The 17471-nt window shown below is 72.2% G+C and carries 14 protein-coding genes; 12 read left to right on the forward strand and 2 right to left on the reverse strand.

The annotated features are described in order from the left end of the window. Positions 1 to 4: 4 nt before the first annotated feature. The 6 genes from PVK37_RS24060 to PVK37_RS24085 all read left to right on the forward strand — a co-directional run bounded on the left by PVK37_RS24060 (position 5) and on the right by PVK37_RS24085 (position 8079). A complete protein-coding gene (locus PVK37_RS24060) occupies positions 5 to 1000 on the forward strand; it encodes an ABC transporter permease (protein ID WP_275030064.1) in 996 nt (331 codons plus the stop codon). Next, complete coding sequence (locus PVK37_RS24065) at positions 997 to 1908, forward strand: carbohydrate ABC transporter permease (RefSeq protein ID WP_275030065.1); 912 nt, start codon at positions 997 to 999, stop codon at positions 1906 to 1908. The genes PVK37_RS24060 and PVK37_RS24065 overlap by 4 nt, the downstream gene beginning before the upstream one ends. Positions 1909 to 1983: 75 nt before the next feature. After that, complete coding sequence (locus tag PVK37_RS24070) at positions 1984 to 3594, forward strand: ABC transporter substrate-binding protein (RefSeq protein ID WP_275030066.1); 1611 nt, start codon at positions 1984 to 1986, stop codon at positions 3592 to 3594. Positions 3595 to 3599: 5 nt separating this feature from the next. Then, on the forward strand, positions 3600 to 5234 hold the full coding sequence (locus tag PVK37_RS24075) for a GH39 family glycosyl hydrolase (protein WP_275030067.1): 1635 nt from the start codon (positions 3600 to 3602) through the stop codon (positions 5232 to 5234). Further along, positions 5231 to 5920 carry a hypothetical protein gene (locus PVK37_RS24080; RefSeq protein ID WP_275030068.1) on the forward strand — a complete coding sequence of 230 codons (690 nt, stop codon included), beginning with the start codon at positions 5231 to 5233 and terminating at the stop codon, positions 5918 to 5920. Before PVK37_RS24075 ends, PVK37_RS24080 begins: the two co-directional genes overlap by 4 nt. Further along, the gene (locus PVK37_RS24085) at positions 5917 to 8079 is read left to right on the forward strand and encodes an alpha-glucuronidase (protein ID WP_275030069.1); all 2163 of its coding nucleotides are present in this window, start codon (positions 5917 to 5919) and stop codon (positions 8077 to 8079) included. Before PVK37_RS24080 ends, PVK37_RS24085 begins: the two co-directional genes overlap by 4 nt. A gap of 101 nt (positions 8080 to 8180) precedes the next feature. Here PVK37_RS24085 and PVK37_RS24090 read toward each other — a convergent pair whose 3' ends face one another. Together PVK37_RS24090 and PVK37_RS24095 are read right to left on the reverse strand one after the other, a co-directional pair. Beyond that, the gene (locus tag PVK37_RS24090; protein WP_275030070.1) at positions 8181 to 9743 is read right to left on the reverse strand and encodes an MFS transporter; all 1563 of its coding nucleotides are present in this window, start codon (positions 9741 to 9743) and stop codon (positions 8181 to 8183) included. Beyond that, entirely contained in the window at positions 9740 to 10453 is a 714-nt protein-coding gene (locus PVK37_RS24095) for a siderophore-interacting protein (RefSeq protein WP_275030071.1), read from the reverse strand. Before PVK37_RS24095 ends, PVK37_RS24090 begins: the two co-directional genes overlap by 4 nt. A 118-nt stretch (positions 10454 to 10571) precedes the next feature. Here PVK37_RS24095 and PVK37_RS24100 point away from each other — a divergent pair, with 118 nt between their 5' ends. The 6 genes from PVK37_RS24100 (at position 10572) to PVK37_RS24125 (ending at position 17450) form a co-directional block, all read left to right on the forward strand. Beyond that, on the forward strand, positions 10572 to 11135 hold the full coding sequence (locus PVK37_RS24100) for a GNAT family N-acetyltransferase (RefSeq protein WP_275030072.1): 564 nt from the start codon (positions 10572 to 10574) through the stop codon (positions 11133 to 11135). Between the two features lie 844 nt (positions 11136 to 11979). Continuing rightward, positions 11980 to 12978, forward strand: a complete 999-nt coding sequence (locus PVK37_RS24105; protein WP_275030073.1) for a glycosyltransferase family 2 protein — start codon at positions 11980 to 11982, stop codon at positions 12976 to 12978. Continuing rightward, the gene (locus PVK37_RS24110) at positions 12975 to 14201 is read left to right on the forward strand and encodes a glycosyltransferase 87 family protein (RefSeq protein ID WP_275030074.1); all 1227 of its coding nucleotides are present in this window, start codon (positions 12975 to 12977) and stop codon (positions 14199 to 14201) included. The genes PVK37_RS24105 and PVK37_RS24110 overlap by 4 nt, the downstream gene beginning before the upstream one ends. Then, the gene (locus PVK37_RS24115; protein ID WP_275030076.1) at positions 14198 to 15199 is read left to right on the forward strand and encodes a glycosyltransferase family 2 protein; all 1002 of its coding nucleotides are present in this window, start codon (positions 14198 to 14200) and stop codon (positions 15197 to 15199) included. Before PVK37_RS24110 ends, PVK37_RS24115 begins: the two co-directional genes overlap by 4 nt. Then, the gene (locus tag PVK37_RS24120; protein WP_275030077.1) at positions 15196 to 16419 is read left to right on the forward strand and encodes a glycosyltransferase family 2 protein; all 1224 of its coding nucleotides are present in this window, start codon (positions 15196 to 15198) and stop codon (positions 16417 to 16419) included. Before PVK37_RS24115 ends, PVK37_RS24120 begins: the two co-directional genes overlap by 4 nt. Further along, complete coding sequence (locus PVK37_RS24125; RefSeq protein WP_275030078.1) at positions 16416 to 17450, forward strand: lysylphosphatidylglycerol synthase domain-containing protein; 1035 nt, start codon at positions 16416 to 16418, stop codon at positions 17448 to 17450. Before PVK37_RS24120 ends, PVK37_RS24125 begins: the two co-directional genes overlap by 4 nt. Positions 17451 to 17471 lie beyond the last annotated feature (21 nt).

The following is a 17471-nucleotide window of genomic DNA, read 5'->3' on the forward strand; positions in this document are numbered from 1 at the left end:
GCCGATGAGCACCCCGGGCACCCTGCGCCCACCGCCGTCACCGCCGGCCCGGGACCTGCCGACCCGGACCGGCCCCGGCCCGCGCCGCCGGACCCGCCGCCGTACCTGGCGGCAGGCGCTGCGCCGGGACTGGCAGCTCTACTCGCTGGCCGTCCTGCCGTTGCTGTTCTTCCTGGTCTTCCGGTACCTGCCGATGACCGGCAACGTGATCGCGTTCCGGCGGTTCGAGCCGGGCGGCAGCATCTTCGGGGAACGCTGGGTGGGCCTGCGGTACGTGCGGATGTTTCTCACCGACCCGACGTTCTGGGACGTCTTCACCAACACCCTGGTGCTGGGCGCGCTCACCCTGCTGTTCTGCTTCCCGCTGCCGATCGTGCTGGCCCTGCTGCTCAACGAGGTCCGGGTACGCCGGCTCAGGCGGTTCGTCCAGTCGGTGTCGTACCTGCCGCACTTCCTGTCGATCGTGATCGTGGCGGCCATGGTCATGCAGCTGCTGTCGGTCGACGGCACGGTGAACCAGATCGTCGGGGCCGTCGGCGGCGACGAGGTGCCGTTCCTGCAACGCCCGGAGTGGTTCCGGACGATCTACGTCAGCTCCGAGGTGTGGCAGACCGTGGGCTGGGGCACGATCCTCTACCTCGCCGCCCTCACCACCATCGACGACAACCTGTACGAGGCGGCCCGGATCGACGGCGCGAACCGCTGGCGGCAGACCTGGCACGTGACGCTGCCCGGCATCCGGCCCACCATGATCACCCTGCTGATCCTCAACATCGGCACGTTCATGGCGGTCGGGTTCGAGAAGATCCTGCTGCTGTACAACCCGCTGACGTACCCGACCGCCGACGTGATCTCCACGTACCTCTACCGGATGGGCTTCGAGTCCAGCAACTTCAGCTACGCGGCGGCGATCGGGCTGTTCGAGGCCCTGATCGGGTTGACCCTGGTGCTCACCGCGAACACCATCTCCCGCCGCACGGTCGGCACGAGCCTGTGGTGACCGTGGACGCCGGCCGGGACCGGCCGCGGGCACACCGGCGGACGAGCCGGGGCCGTCGGGTCTTCCAGGCGGTCAACGGGGTGGTCCTCACCGTCGTGGTGATCGTGACGCTCTACCCGTTCGTCACCATCGTGGCCCGGTCGTTCAGCGACGAGGCGGAGATCATCGCGGGCCGGGTCAACCTGGTGCCGCGCGGCTTCGACCTCGGCACGTACCGGCTGGTGATGTCGGACTCGCTGTTCTGGACGAACTACCGCAACACGGTGGTGTACACGGTGGTCGCCACCGTCATCTCGATCGTGCTGACCACCTGCTACGCGTACGTGCTGTCCAAGCCGCGGCTGCGGGGGCGGGGGGTGCTGGTCGGCGTCGCGGTGTTCACCATGTTCTTCTCCGGCGGCCTGATCCCCAACTACGTGCTGATCACCAGCCTGGGCATGAAGAACACCATCTGGGCGGTGGTGCTGCCGAACGCGATCAACGTGTTCAACCTGCTGGTGATGAAGGCGTTCTTCGAGAGCCTGCCGGAGGAACTGGAGGAGGCCGCCGCGGTCGACGGGCTGAACACCTACGGCACGCTGCTGCGGATCGTGCTGCCGCTGTCGAAGGCGATCATCGCGACGATGGTGCTGTTCTACGCGGTCTCCTTCTGGAACTCCTGGTTCACCGCGTTCCTCTACCTGGACCAGCAGGAACTGTTCCCGGTCACGGTGTACCTGCGCAACCTGATCGCCGGGGCCACCGGCGCGCAGTCGGCCGGCGGGGTCGGCGAGGCCGACGCGCTCCAGGCCGCGGCCACCCTCCAGTCCGTCACCATCGTGCTCACCACGCTGCCGATCCTGCTGGTCTACCCGTTCATCCAGCGGTACTTCGTGTCCGGGGTCATGCTCGGCGCGGTCAAGGGCTGACCGGCCCGCTCCACCCACCACACCACCACCACCCGACAGGAAGGACGTGCCATGGTCCACCGAACATGGCGCCGCGTGGCGTTCGTCGCGGCCGGTCTGCTCACCCTCGGTCTGGCCGCCTGCTCCGAGGACGCCCCGGACGCCAAGGACCTCTCCGGCAACCGGGCCGGCGCGATGGCCGCGTACGGGGTGGGCGACGCGTTCACGGCCACCGAGCCGGTCTCGTTCTCCATCCTGTACAACAACCACCCGTCGTACCCGTTGAAGAACGAGTGGCTGTTCTGGTCGGAGCTGACCAAGCGGACCAACGTGAAACTCGAGCCGGTGGCGGTGCCGCTGAGCGACTACGAACAGAAGCGCAGCCTGCTCGTCGGCGCGGGCGACGCCCCGATGATCATCCCGAAGACGTACCACCCGCAGGAGAACGCCTTCGTTTCCTCCGGCGCGATCCTGCCGGTCAGCGACTACCTGGACCTGATGCCGAACCTCAAGGACAAGATCGAGCGCTGGAACCTCCAGCCGGAGCTGGACACGCTGCGGCAGTCCGACGGCAAGTTCTACCTGCTGCCCGGCCTGCACGAGAAGCCCTGGGCGGAGTACTCGGTGGCGGTCCGCGCGGACATCCTCGACCAGCTCGGGCTGGCCGTCCCGAAGACCTGGGACGAGCTGTACACGGTGCTCAAGGCGATGAAGGCGCGGTACCCGGACTCGTACCCGTACTCCGACCGGTGGAGCAAGCCCACCCCGGGCGGCGCGCTGCTGCGCATCGTCGGCGAGTCGTACGGCACCCAGGCCGGCTGGACCTTCCAGCACGCCACCTGGGACCCGGCCGCGCAGCGGTTCGGCTACACCGGCTCCTCACCGCAGTACCGGCAGATGATCGAGTACCTGCACAGGCTGGTCGCCGAGGGGCTGCTCGACCCGGAGAGCTTCACCCAGAGCGACGAGCAGGCCCGGCAGAAGCTCGCCAACGGCAAGTCCTTCGTCATCAGTTCCAACGCGCAGACCCTGGTCAACGACTACCGACCGGATCTGGCCAAGACCCAGCCCGGCGCGAAGCTGGTCAAGATCCCGCTGCCGGTCGGCCCGGCCGGGGAGATCAATCCGGCCTCCCGGCTGGAGAACGGCGTCATGATCTCCGCGAAGGCCCGGGAGAGCAAGCACTTCGTGGCGATGATGCAGTTCGTCGACTGGATCTACTACTCCGACGCCGGCCAGGAGTTCGCCAAGTGGGGCGTCGAGGGGACCACCTACACCAAGGACGCCGCCGGCAAACGCACCCTGACCGCCGACGTCAACGTCGTCGGCCTGAACCCGAAGGGCAGCAAGCACCTCCAGAAGGACTTCGGCTTCTTCAACGGCGTCTTCTCCTACGGCGGCAAACTCGACCTGATGCAGTCCTTCTTCTCCCCGGAGGAGATGGAGTTCCAGCAGGTGATGAACGCCCGTAAGCCGATCGAGGTGCCGCCGCCGGCCCCGCTCACCGACACCGAACGTGAGCAGGTGTCGCTGTGGGAGACGCCGCTGAAGGACCACGTCACCCAGAACACGCTCAAGTTCATCCTCGGGCAGCGGCCGTTGGCCGAGTGGGACGCCTACGTCGCCGAACTGGAGGCCAAGCACGCGAAGCAGTACATCGACCTGGTCAACAAGGCCCACGACCGGTTCCAGAAGGACAACGGCTGACCACCATGCGGGTCACCGTCCCCGACCAGCCCACCGGCCGGCTCACCGACGCCTGGCGCACCTGCGTCGGTACCGGCCGGTTCGACCTGGCGCTGCGCCGCGACTACCAGGACTCGCTCGCCCTGGTCCAGCGGGAGATCGGCTTCCGGCACATCCGCGGCCACGGCCTGCTCAGTGACGGGGTCGGCGTGCACCGGCCGTACGAGTACCGGGGCACCCGGCGGGTGCGGCACGCGTTCGGCTACGTCGACCAGGTGGTGGACGCCTACCTCGCCCTGGGCGTCCGGCCCTTCCTGGAGCTGGGGTTCATGCCGTCCGGGCTGGCCTCCGGCGACCAGACGGTGTTCTGGTGGGGCGGCAACGTCACCCCGCCGCGGTCCTGGACCGAGTGGGCCGACCTGGTCCGCGCCACCGTCGGGCACCTGGTCGACCGGTACGGCAGCGCGGAGGTGCGGCGCTGGCCGATCGAGGTGTGGAACGAACCGAACCTGCCGGACTTCTGGCAGCACGCCGACCGGGACGCCTACCACCGGCTGTACGAGGTGACCGCGCACGCGATCAAGGAGGTCGACGCGGACCTCCAGGTCGGCGGACCGGCCATCTCCCCCGGGGCGGACGACTGGCTGCTGCCGTTCGCCGAGTTCGTCACCGCCCACGACGTGCCGGTCGACTTCGTCAGCCGGCACGCCTACACCTCCGGCCCGGCGCAGCACGTGCCGTTCGGCACCCACCAGACCCTCGCCCCGGCCAGCGACCTGCTGGAACAGTTCGCCGCACCCCGGACGCACCTGGCCGGCACCCCGCTGGCCGACCTGCCGGTGCACATCACCGAGTTCAACTCCTCCTACCGGCCGGACAACCCGGTCCACGACACCGCCTTCCACGCCGCGTACCTGGCGCCGGTGCTGGCCGCCGGGGGCGACCTGGTCGACTCGTTCGCGTACTGGACGTTCAGCGACGTGTTCGAGGAGGTGGGCGTGCCCACCTCGCTGCTGCACGGCGGCTTCGGGCTGCTCACCCACCGACAGCTCAAGAAACCCACCTACCACCTGTACGCGTTCATGGCCCGGCTGGGCGGGCAGGTGCTGGCCCGGGGCGACGACCACCTGGTCACCCGGGACGACACCGGTCGGGTCGCGGTGCTGGCCTGGGCGCCGGTGGACGTGACCGGACGGGACCCGGTGGACCGGCACACCCTGACGTTGTCGGTCCCGCTCGGCCCGCCCGGGGCGACCTCGGCGTTCCTGCTCCGCTCGTCGGTCAGCGAGGAACACGGCAACGTCTGGCGGGCCTGGGGCGAACTGGGTCGCCCCCGGTCACCGCTGCCCCGCCAGCTCGACGTGCTGCGGGCCCTCGCCGAGCCGGCCCGTACCCACCGCAACCTGCCGGTGGACGGCGGTCGGGTCGACCTCGACCTCACCCTCGGCCGGCACGAGGTGACCCTGGTCGAACTCTCCGCCGTCCACGACGAGACCCCGCCGTGGTGGGACGACGACCGGCTGCTCGGCCGGCCGGGCCGCCCCGACAACCGGCCCGGCCGGCACGACGAACACCGGCCTGACCGGTCCGACCGGCACGACGGGTCCCGGCCCGACCTTGCGGGCCGCGACCCGGACGGCGACCGGCGGGAGCGACCGTGACCGACAGCGTGCGCGCCTGGCGGCAGATCGGCGACGGCCCCCTCGCCCGGGTCGCCGCCACCGTCCACATCCTGCTGGTGGTGGAGGTCCTGCTACTGCTCACCGCCGGCCCCGGCCTGGTCGGGCTGGTGCTGCTGGCCCGGGACGCCAGCAACCTGCCCCTGGTCGCGCTCTGCGCGGTGCCACTCGGCCCGGCGGTCTCCGCCGCGTTGTACACGCTGCGCCACCAGCGGCCGGACCTGACCGACCTGCGGCCCGCCGCCGTGTTCCGGCGCGGTTGGCGGGTCAACCTGGTGCCGGTGCTGCGGGTCTGGCTGCCGCTGCTGCTGTGGCTGACCATCGTCGGCGTCAACCTGGCCCACTTCACCGCCGCCGGCCTGCCCGGCTGGTGGGCGGTCCTGCTGGTGGGCGTGGCCGGGGCGGTGACCCTGGTCGGGACCAACGCGCTGGTGATCGCCTCGGTCTTCACGTTCCGCACCCGGGACGTCGTCCGCCTGGCGGTGTACTTCCTGGTCCGCACGCCGGGCGTGGCCCTCGGCCACGTCTGTCTGCTGGCCCTGGCCGCCGGGGTCGTCGCGGTCACCTCGGAGGCGGTGCTCGCGCTGCTGGGGGTGGGTTTCGTGCTCCTGCTCGGCCGGTTCAGCGGCCCGATGACCGACCGGATCGAGGAGGAGTTCACCAGATGAGCCTGCCGCACACCGTGCAGCCCACTCCCGACCGGGCGGTCGCCCGCCACCCCGCCTGGCTGCCACCGGAGGCGTTCGGCCCGCTGGGCATCCGGTCCGCCCTGGTGTGCGGCACCGGCCCGCTGGTCGACACGGTGGTCGAGGAGCTCACCCGGGCGGGCACGCGGTACGGCGGCCGGGTCCACCGGCACGCCAGGGCCGGCGCCGTCGAGCTGGTGCTCGCGTTGACCGGGGCGGACCCGTTGCCGCCGGTCGCCGCCCGGCTCGCCGGCGAGGTGGCCGGCACGCTCGGCGCGGAGGGTTTCCTGCTGGACCGGTCCGGCCACGTCCCGGTGCTGCTCGCCGACACGCCGGCCGGCCTGCTGTACGGACTGTTCCACCTGGTCCGGCTCGGCGGGTCGGCGTTCGACCTCCACCCGGTCGAGCGGCACCGACCGGCGTTGGACCGACGGATGCTCGACCACTGGGACAACGTGGACGTACATCCGGTGATGGGCCAGGTGGAACGGGGCTACGCGGGCGGTTCGATCTTCTGGCGGGACGGGGCCGCCCGGAACGAACCGGACCGGATCCGGGAGTACGGGCGGCTGCTGGCGGCCTGCGGGGTCAACGCGATCACGGTGAACAACGTCAACGTGCACGCCACCGAGGCGCGACTGCTCACCGACCGGCTCGGGGACGTGGCCGCCATCGCGGACCTGCTGCGGCCGTACGCGGTCCGGGTGCACCTGTCGGTGACGTTCGCCGCCCCGGTCGTCCTCGGTGGCCTGCCCACCGCCGACCCGCTCGACGACCGGGTACGCGCCTGGTGGGCCACGGCCACCCGGCAGGTGTACGACCGTATCCCGGACTTCGGCGGGTACGTGGTGAAGGCCGACTCGGAGGGGCAGCCAGGCCCGTTCACCTACGGGCGCGACCACGCCGACGGGGCGAACCTGCTGGCCGGGGCGCTGGCCCCGTTCGGCGGGGTGGTGCACTGGCGGGCGTTCGTCTACAACCACCGGCAGGACTGGCGGGACCGGACGACCGACCGGGCGCGGGCCGCGTACGACCACTTCGCCCCGCTGGACGGCCGGTTCCGGGACAACGTGATCGTCCAGGTGAAGCACGGGCCGATCGACTTCCAGGCGCGCGAGCCGGTCTCACCGGTACTGGCCGCCATGCCGGCGACCCGGCTGGCGGTGGAGGTGCAGGTGACCCAGGAGTACACCGGCCAGCAGCGGCACGTCTGCTACCTCGGCCCCTGGTGGAGTGAGCTGCTGGGCTTCACGCCCTGGGGTCCGCAGGGCCGCACCGTCGCCGACATCGCCGCCGGAGCCGGCCGGACCGGCACGGGTGCCGGAGGCGGCCGGACCGGCACGGGTGCCGGAGCCGGCCGGACCGACACGGGTGCCGCCGGGGGTCGTACCCTGCCCGGCGGTGGTCTGGTCGGAGTCGCCAACGTCGGGGCCGACCCCTTCTGGACGGGGCATCCGCTGGCGCAGGCCAACCTGTACGCCTTCGGTCGGCTCGGCTGGGACCCCCGGCTGGATCCCCGGGCCGTGCTCGACGAGTGGATCGGGTTGACCTTCCCGCCGTCGACGACCGGTGATCCGGCGCTGGTACGCCGGACGCTGCACGAGATCATGGACGACTCGTGGCGCACGTACGAGCGGTACACCGCGCCGCTGGGCGTGGGCTTCATGGTCAACCCCCGGGACCACTACGGGCCCGGGGTGGACGGGTACGAGTACAGCCCGTGGGGCACCTACCACTTCGCCGACCGGGACGGGGTGGGCGTGGACCGGACCCGGGCCACCGGCACCGGCTTCACCGGCCAGTACCCGTGCCCCTGGGCGGAACGGTACGAGTCGGTCGAGCAGTGTCCGGACGAACTGCTGCTCTTCTTCCACCACGTGCCCTACGACCACGTCCTGCGCAGCGGGTCCACGGTCATCCAGCACATCTACGACACGCACTTCGCCGGGGTGGAGCAGGTGAAGACGATGCGGCAGCGGTGGCAGCGGCTGGCCGGGCTCGTCGATGCGGCGGTACACGCCCGGGTGAGCGGGCTGCTGGAGGAACAACTGCGCTGCGCCCGGGAGTGGCGCGACCAGATCAACACCTACTTCTTCCGCAAGTCCGGCGTCCCCGACACCCATTCCCGCCCCATCCACTAACCCCACCCACCCCCTCCCCCCACCTCCCCCACCCCCGTCACCCCTGTTGACCATGAAGTTGTTGTCGCGACACGCCGAGAGGGTCGACAACATCTTCATGATCAACGCGGCGAGCGCGCGGGCGGGGAGGCGGGCGGCGAGGAGCGGGGCGCGGGTGGGGAGGTGGGTGGGGAGGTGGGCGGGGGTGGGTGGGAGAGGAGGGTTGCGGCGAGGAGGCCGCCGGTGAGGACGGCGACCGCGCCGACGGTCTGGCTGACCGCGACGGCAGAAGCGAAGGCCCCGGTGACCAGGTCGCGTTCCGGCTCGTCGCGCGCGGCGGCCCAGGCCGCCGGGAACGATCCGGCAGCGGCCAGCACGGCGGGCAGTGCCGCGGTGAACCGGGCGTTGAGCACCGCGCCGAGCACGGCGACGCCGAGGCTGGTGCCGACCTCCGCCATGGTGCCGTCGATCCCCGCCCCGGTGCCGGCCTTCTCCGGGGGGATGGCGCTCAGCACCGCCTCCACGATGGCCGGGTTGGCCAGCGCGCACCCGCCGCCCATCAGTACCAGCCCGGACAGCAGGACGCCGTAGCCGTCGGTGGGCGCGTGGGCGGCCACCACCAGTCCGACGGCGAGCAGGGTCATCCCGGCCGCGATGGCCGCCGGGATGCCGAGCCGTCGGATCAGCCGGGCGGCGACGCCGGTGAGGTTGAGCAGCACCACGGTGAGCGCGAAGGGGGCCATCCGCAGGCCCGCCTCCCAGGCCGGGTACCCCCGGACGAACTGCAGCTGCTGGGCCAGCAGGAACAGCGACCCGGCGCTGCCGAAGGTGATCAGCACGACCCCGGACACCGCGCCCACGAACCGGCGGTCCCGGAAGAAGCGCAGGTCGAGCATGGGTGCGGGGGTACGCCGTTCCCAGGCCGCGAAGAGGCCGAGCAGCAGCGTACCGGCGGCGGCCGCGCCGAGCACGTGGGGTGCCGCCCAGCCCTGTTCGGGACCGGAGATGATCGCGTAGACGACCGCGCCGAGGCCGAGGGTGGACAGTAGCGCGCCGACCAGGTCGAGCCGGCCCGCCGGGAAGCGCGCCTCGGGCACCAGCGGGCCGGCCGCGACCAGGCAGACCAGCACGATCGGTAGGTTGATCAGGAAGATCACCGGCCAGCTGAAGTGGGCCAGGAGCAGGCCGCCGACCGGGGGTCCGGCGGCGAAGCCCAGGGCGCTGACCGCCGCCCAGACGCCGATGGCCCGGGGGCGTTCCTCGGCGTCGAAGACCTGCATGGCGATTGCCAGGGTGGCGGTGGCGAGCAGCGCGCCTCCGACACCCAGTACGCCCCGGGCGGCGACCAGGTGTCCGGTGGACTGGGCCGCCGCGGCGGCGGCCGAGGCGAGCCCGAAGACGACCAGCCCGACCAGCAGCATCCGGCGGCGTCCGTACCGGTCCACCGCGCTGCCGGCGGTGAGCAGCAGTCCGGACTGGACCAGCGGGTACGCGTTGATCATCCATTGGATGTCGGCGGTGCCGGCGTCCAGGTCCCGGGTGAGCGCCGGCACCGCCACGGTGAGCACGGTGTTGTCCAGCACCACGACCAGTTGGGCGAGGCAGAGCACGGCGAGGACCAGCCAGCGGGTACGTGAACGGGACGCCGTGGTGGCGGGGGTGACGACGGTGTCGGGCAGGCTCACCGGGCGGTCCAGTAGCCGAGGGCGCTCACCTGCTGGCGGCCGACGCCGAGACCGCGGCGCAGGTGCCGGACGATGCCCCGGGTGCTGGCCGCCTCGCAGGCCACCCAGTAGAACGCCCCGTCCTCGGCGCGGTCCAGGCCGGCGCGGACGGTGTCGACGAGATGCCGGCCGTCGTCGCGGCGCGGCACCCAGGTCACCTGCTGGCCGGTCCGGGTCCGGGGGGTGAGGGCCTGCTCGCCCTGGTGCGCGTACTCGAGCCAGACGGTGGCGGGGACGTCGGCGGCGGCGTCGAGCAGGCTGTTGACCGCCGGCAGCGAGGCGGCGTCGCCGACCAGGTAGAGGTGGCGCGGGGTGGGGTCGGGCAGGGTGAACCCGGTGCCCTGCACGGTGGCGTCGATGGTGTCGCCGGGTTTCGCCTCGGTGGCCCACCGGGCGGCCCGCCCGTCGTGCAGGGCGAACTCGAGGTGGAACCGGCCGGTGGCCGGGTCGGGGTCGACGAGGGTGTAGGCCCGCTGGTGTGGTCGGCCGGCGGCGTCGAACCAGAGCCGGACCCACATGGTGGGGTGGCTGCCGCAGGCGGCCAGCAGACCGCCGTCGTCGACGAGCAGCCGCTGGTAGTGGTCGTTGACCGGGGTCGACTCGAGCACGGTGAGCCGGAACTCCCGACCGCCCATGGCCCGGAGCACCAGGGCCTCCCAGTTCCGTTTCACGTACGCCTCCAGCCCAGACCAGCAAGTTAGGTTAGGTTAACCTAACTTCGCGGCCCTGGGGAGAGGCGGTATGCCGTGCGCCGGAAAGAAGGCACGACCACGAGACGAGGTACCTGAGATGCACGAGGAAGAGATCCCCGGCTTCGGGCGGTGCGCGCTGACGCCGGTCGACCCGGCGGCCCACGCCGGGCTGCTACACAGGTGGGTCACCCAGCCACGCGCCCGCTTCTGGGGCATGGGCGACCACTCGGTCGAGCAGGTCCGGGAGGTCTACGCGTTCGTCGACGGACTGTCCACCCACCACGCGTACCTGATCCTGCTCGACGGCACCCCGGTGGGGCTGTTCCAGACCTACCAGCCGGCGGCCGACCCGGTCGGCGAGCGGTACCCGGTCGAGCCGGGTGACGTCGGCATGCACCTGCTGCTGTCCCCACCCGAGGGCACCCCGCGCGGGCTGGCCGCCGCGGTCGGGCCCGCGCTCGTACGGTTCCTGTTCCGGGACCCGACCCGGGACCGCGTGGTGGTCGAACCCGACGTCCGCAACGGGTTGGCGCTGCGCCGACTGGAGATCAGCGGCTTCATCTTCGGCGACGAGATCGACCTGCCCGACAAGCGGGCCCGGTTGGCGTTCCTGACCCGGGAACGGTTCGCCGCCCGGCACGGCGCACCGTCGTCGAACTGAGCCACACGGCACCGCGCACCGTCGCCGAACTGAGCCACACGGCACCGCGCACCGTCGTCGAAATGAGCCGGACCACCGTCCGGAACTACCCACGGTGATCATGGCGAAAAGTGTCACGACAATGAATCACCAACGCAGGAAAATGCCGCACGCCGCCATCGGTCGACACCGGAGTGACCGGCCGGTGGCAGCGCCTCCCATCCCACCACGGCCCCTGCCAGCCCTCCCGTAATGCGGGACGGAACACCACGGAAACCGGAACAAGCTCGTCGGTTTCCGGATCGCACCGACACCCCGGATCCCCCGGTCCGGGGTGGCTTCGGGCGGGCCGGAAGAAGCCGGATCCGGTAACCGTCGAACCCCCCGGACGGGCGACGGTCCGCCCATTCCGCACCGCCGTCGGCGCGGTCGACAGCCCCGCGCCGGGCCACCGCGCCGACGGCAGGTCACGGTCCGCACCCGTTGCCGCGCAACGGCTCCGCATCCGGCCAGGCCGCCTCCATCGTGGACGAAACGCCCCGCACGGCGTACCCCGCCACCGAACGGGGCAAGGGTGACCTTGTCGAGCTTTACCAGCGGTACCTGTTCTTGGCCGAGTACTTTCGGGCATTCCGCACGAGCGGCAACCACCCTCCGTAAAGCCCTGGCAGAACATTCGCCAAGTCCTTGACCGGCCGTACGCCAAGACCGCAACATATAGGCGGCCGTCATTCGAATGGCTTTCCCTCGATGCCCCCGATTCACCTGACCTGGGGGAACGCGGAAACAAACCGGACGATCCCAGTAACTGGAACGCAGCCGCGCTTCCGGTCATATCGAGCTGACCCGGGAAAGGGCAGGCACCGTGAACCCGTTGGTCTCCGTCGTCATCCCCTGCTACAACCGGGCCCGTACCGTCGGGCTCTGCGTACGGTCGGTGCAGCGGCAGACGTACCCGGCCATCGAGATCATCGTGGTGGACGACGCGAGCGACGATGACTCCGCGACGGTCGCCGCGTCGACCGGCGTCACCGTACGGCGACTGCCGACCAACAGCGGTCCCGGCGCCGCCCGGAACCTGGGCGCGGCCCACGCCCGCGGCGAGATCCTGTTCTTCCTGGACGCCGACGTCGCCCTCGAACCGGACAGCGTCGCCGCAGCCGTCGCGGAGCTGCGCGCCACACCCACCCTCGGCGCGATCTGCGGGGTGCTCCGACCCGAGTCGCTGCTGTCGCACAACCTGATCGCCGAGTACCGGGCGTTGCAGATGTACCACTGGTGGCTGGCCCAGGAAGGCCCGATGGAGGGACTGCACACCGCGCTGTGCGCGATGCGCGCCGAGGTGTTCGCCGAGATCGGACCGTTCAACCCGGACCTGCGGCACACCGAGGCCCCGGAGTACGGCCACCGGATCCGGCAACGGTACGAGGTACGCAGCACCGCCGCCATCGCCGGCACCCACGACCACGACACCACCCTGCGGGCCCTGCTGCCCAAGGTGTTCCTCCGGGCCCGCGCCAGCGCCGTCGAGGTACGCCCCGGCGAGGTGCTCGGCGGTGCCGCCTCCCGGATCCTGGCCAGCGGCCTGATCCTGGCCGCCGCGCTGACCCTGCCGGCACCGCTGCTCACCGGACCGGTCGGCGGGCTGCTGCCGCTGCTCCTGCTGGCCGGCGCGGTCGCCCTGGACGCCGGCACGTACCGCCGGGTGGTCGCCAGCCGGGGTGCCCGGTTCGGCCTCCGGTTCACCGCCGTGCACCTGCTCTACCAGCTCACCTCGGCGGCCGGCGCGGCGATCGGGACGGTGGAGCGCCTGTGGCACCGGCTCGCCTGGCGGACCGGCACGTCGGTCGGGGTCTCCCGGTGAGCGTGCTGCCCCGGACCCCGCCCCGGGTCGCCCGCCGGGGCCGCGCCGTCCCGGTGGGCGGGGTGCTGCTGTTCGCCGTCGGCGGCACGGCGGCGACCATCGCCGTCGTCTGGTGGGTGGCCGCGCACACCGGCAGCGCCTGGTCGCCCGGCGGTGACCTCGCCGTCTACCGGGACGCCGCGCAGGCGGTACGGGCCGGCGGATCGCCCTACCAGGTCGACCGGGACGGGTACGGCTTCGTCTACCCGCCGTTCGCGGCGCTGGTGCTGACGCCGCTCGCCGTGGTCGGCCCACTGGCCGGGTACGCGATCTGGACCGTGCTGTCCACCCTGGCCGTACCGGCCGTGGTGTGGCTGCTGGTCGACCACCTGACGCCCGCCGGGGACCACCGCCGCCCCACCCTGCTGGCGGTCGGCACCCTGGCCGCGCTGCCGCTGTCCCCGATCGCCGGGACGCTGCTGCTCGGCAACGTGAACATCGTCCTGCTGGCGCTGGTCCTGGTGGACCTGCTGCGGGTCCGGGGGCCGCAGCAGGGCATCCTGCTCGGCGTCGCCGCCGGGATCAAGCTCACCCCGCTGGTCTTCGTGGTCCACCTGCTGCTCACCGGACGGATCCGGGCCGGGGTGACCGCCCTGGCGAGCTTCGTCGGCACCGTCGGCGTCGGCGCGCTGGTGCTGCCGGCCGACTCGGTGACCTTCTGGGCGGGGGTGCTGGACAGCTCACGGACCCGCCCGCCCGGCGAGGAGGCGTACGGCGGCTCGATCCGGGGCGCGGTGCTGCACCTGCTGCCGGAGGCGGCGCACGGGGTGTGGCTGCCGGTCAGCGTGCTGGCCGCGGCGGCCGGGCTGGCGGTGGCGGTGTGGGCCAGCCGCCGCCACGAGGAGCTGACCGCGATCCTGGCCTGCGCGGTGACCGGGCTGCTCGTCTCGCCGGTCACCTGGTACGCCCACTGGGTGTGGTCGGTGCCGGTGCTGGCGCTGCTCGTCGCCCGGACCTGGCGGCGGCCGGCCCACCGGCGGTGGCCGGCCGGTCTCCTCTGGTTGGTCTTCGCCCTGCCGCTGCCGTGGTGGGTGGGGTACGTGCTGGGCTGGGCGCCGCTGACCGAGCCGGCCTGGATGATGCCGGTCGACCTGCTGTACACGGTCACTGCGGTGGCCCTGCTGGTGCTGGCGGCGGTCTGGTTGCGGCGTACCGCCCCGGCGGCCCGGGGGTGTCCGCGATGACCGAGGACGCGGTGGCGGTGATCGTGCCGAACTACAACAAAGCCAAGACCCTGCGCGCCTGCCTCGACGCCATCTACGCCCAGACCCACCCACCCACCGACGTCATCGTCGTCGACGACCAGAGCACCGACCACTCCCCCACCATCACCCACGACTACCCCTGCACCCTCATCACCCAACCCGTCAACGCCGGACCCGCCGCCGCCCGCAACACCGGCGCCCGCCACACCACCGCACCCCTACTCTTCTTCGTCGACTCCGACACCGCACCCCACCCCGACGCCATCGCCAACGCCCTCCACACCCTCCACACCACCCCCGGAACCGGCATGGTCCAAGGCATCTACCACCCCCACCCCCTCTACGACGACGGCCCCGTCGAGGCATACCGCGTCGCCTTCGAACACTTCTGGCGCAAACGCAGCGTCGGTCGCCCACGGGCCGCGACGCTGTTCGCCGCCGCGCTGATCCCCCGTACCGTGTTCGAGGAGACCGGCGGCTTCGACGAGACCCTGCGCACCGGCGAGGACGCCGAGTTCGGCACCCGGCTGCCCGAGCGGTACCGCCTGGTGGTGACCGACACCGTGGTCACCCGGCACGACGACGTGGACCGGTTCCTGCCGTTCGCCCGCGAACAGTTCGGCTTCGCCACGCAGACCCCGATGGTGATGCTGCGGGCCTGGGGACGACGCAACGCCGGCACCGGCATGCGGGTGAACGCGTTCTCCCCGACCGGGCTGGTGCTGTCCGGGCTGAGCCTGGCCACCCTGCCGTTCGTCCCGTGGTGGCCCTGGCTGGCGCTGGTCTGGCTGGCGTTGCTGGTGGCGTCCACCGCGATGAGCCACGAGTTCCTCCGCTTCACCTACCGGATCCGGGGCCTCGGCTTCGCCGCGTACGCGACCGCACTGCACGCCCTGCTCTACGCGCTGGCGGTGGTCGGCACCGGGGTCGGCGTGCTCCGGGTGGCGTGGACCCTGGCCCGGGGGTACCGGCGATGACCGACAGGCCGGCGCCACCGGCGATGACCGACCACCCGACGGGCCGCACGCCCGACGACCCGCCGGTGTCCCCGGTGACCGAAGGCGGGCCGGTGTCCGCGATGACCGAGGACGCGGTGGCGGTGATCGTGCCGAACTACAACAAGGCCAAGACCCTGCGCGCCTGCCTCGACGCCATCTACGCCCAGACCCACCCACCCACCGACGTCATCGTCGTCGACGACCAGAGCACCGACCACTCCCCCACCATCACCCACGACTACCCCTGCACCCTCATCACCCAACCCGTCAACGCCGGACCCGCCGCCGCCCGCAACACCGGCGCCCGCCACACCACCGCACCCCTACTCTTCTTCGTCGACTCCGACACCGCACCCCACCCCGACGCCATCGCCAACGCCCTCCACACCCTCCACACCACCCCCGGAACCGGCATGGTCCAAGGCATCTACCACCCCCACCCCCTCTACGACGACGGCCCCGTCGAGGCATACCGCGTCGCCTTCGAACACTTCTGGCGCAAACGCAGCGTGGGGCGGGATACCGGGGCCCTGTTCGCGGCGACGCTGATCCCCCGGGCGGTGTTCGAGGAGACCGGCGGTTTCGACGAGCGGCTGCGCGACGGCGAGGACGACGAGTTCGGCACCCGGTTGCCGACCCGGTACCGGCTGGTGGCGACCGACACCGTGGTCACCCGGCACGACGACGTGGACCGGCTCGGGCCGATGCTGCGCGAGCAGTACACCCGGGCCCGCACCAAACCGGCGCTGATGGCGCGGACCTGGCGACGTCAGCGCGGCGGGGCCACCGGCGCGCGGGTCGGGATGATGTCCCCGGACCGGTTCCGGCACCTGGAGTGGGCCGCCCAGCTCAGCCTGGCCGCGTCGGCGGGGATGGCGCTGACCGTGCCGCTCACCCCGCTGGTGCCGTGGCTGCCGCTGACCTGGCCGGCGTTCGGGCTGGCGGTGGTGGCCGCCAACCACCGGTTCCTGCGTTTCGCGTACCGGCTGCGCGGCCCCGGGTTCGCGCTGTTCGCCGCCGGGCTGCACGTGCTGGCCCACCTGACGCTGGTCGCCGGACTGGTCGCCGGACTGCCCCGGGCCGGGTACGCGCTGCTGCGGGACCGCGACCGGCCCGCCACCATCGGGTCGGGGCCGTCGACGGCGGCCAGCGGTGCCGCCCGGCCGGGCGGGCCGGCTGGAACGGGCGGGCCGGGATGAGCCTGGACACGGTCGACGGACCGGCCGTCGCCGAGCGAACCGCGCCGCCCTGGCGGCGACGGCTGTGGCGGGTGCTCGCAGTCGTCTTCGGGGTGGCCGTGGTGGTCGCGGTGGGCCGGGCGCTGGCCGGCCAGGACTGGTCGGTGGTCGCGGTGCTGCTGGCCCGCCGCGACGGTACGGAGATCGGGTTGCTGCTGGCCGGGGCGCTGCTGGCCGCGACGGTCGGTCCGCTGATCGGGATGCTGTCCTGGCGGGTGATCCTGCTGGAACTCGGCCCGCCGGTACGGCTGACCCGGGTGATGCGGATCTTCCTGGTCGGGTTCCTCGCCAAGTACGTGCCCGGCAAGGTGCCGGGCATCGTGGCGGCGGTGAAGGTCGCCACCGCCAACGGGGTGACGCTGCCCCGGATGCTGGTCGCCGGCACGCTCAGCACCCTGCTGGTGCACCTGACCGGGTTGAGCGTCGGGCTGCTCACCGGCGGGCAGGTGCTCGGCGGGCAGGCCGGCTGGCTGGTCCTGGCGGCGCTGCCGGTGCTGGTGGCGGTGGCCTGGCCCCGGACCCTCGACCGCCTGGTGGCGCTGGTGCTGCGGCTGGCCCGCCGGCCCGAACCGGCCCGGTCGGTGTCCGGTCGGGCGGTCCGCGTCGCGGTCGGCTGGCAGACGCTGTCCTGGCTGGTCAGCGGGGTGCACCTGTGGTTGCTGGCGGTGGCGATGGGCGCGGATCCGGCCGCGTCGCTGCCGCTGTGCGTGGGGGCGTTCGGCCTGGCGACGGTGGTCGGCGTGCTCGCCGTGGTGGTGCCGGACGGGCTGGGTGTCCGGGAGGCGGCGCTGACCGGGGCGTTGGCGCTGGTGCTGCCGGTGCCCTCGGCGGTGGCCGTCGCGGTGGCCAGCCGGCTGGTCACCACCGTCGGCGAGGTGGTGCTCGGCGGGGCGGCGCTGGCGGTGGTGGAGATCGTGCATCGGAGATCGTCCGCAGCGGATGCGGCACTGGAGAGGGAGATGAGGGGCCATGTCCAGGTTGATCGGGCTTGACGAGTGCGAACGGTTGACGAC

It is taken from the genome of Micromonospora cathayae, assembly GCF_028993575.1.
In the GTDB taxonomy this organism is placed as follows: Bacteria; Actinomycetota; Actinomycetes; order Mycobacteriales; family Micromonosporaceae; genus Micromonospora; species Micromonospora cathayae.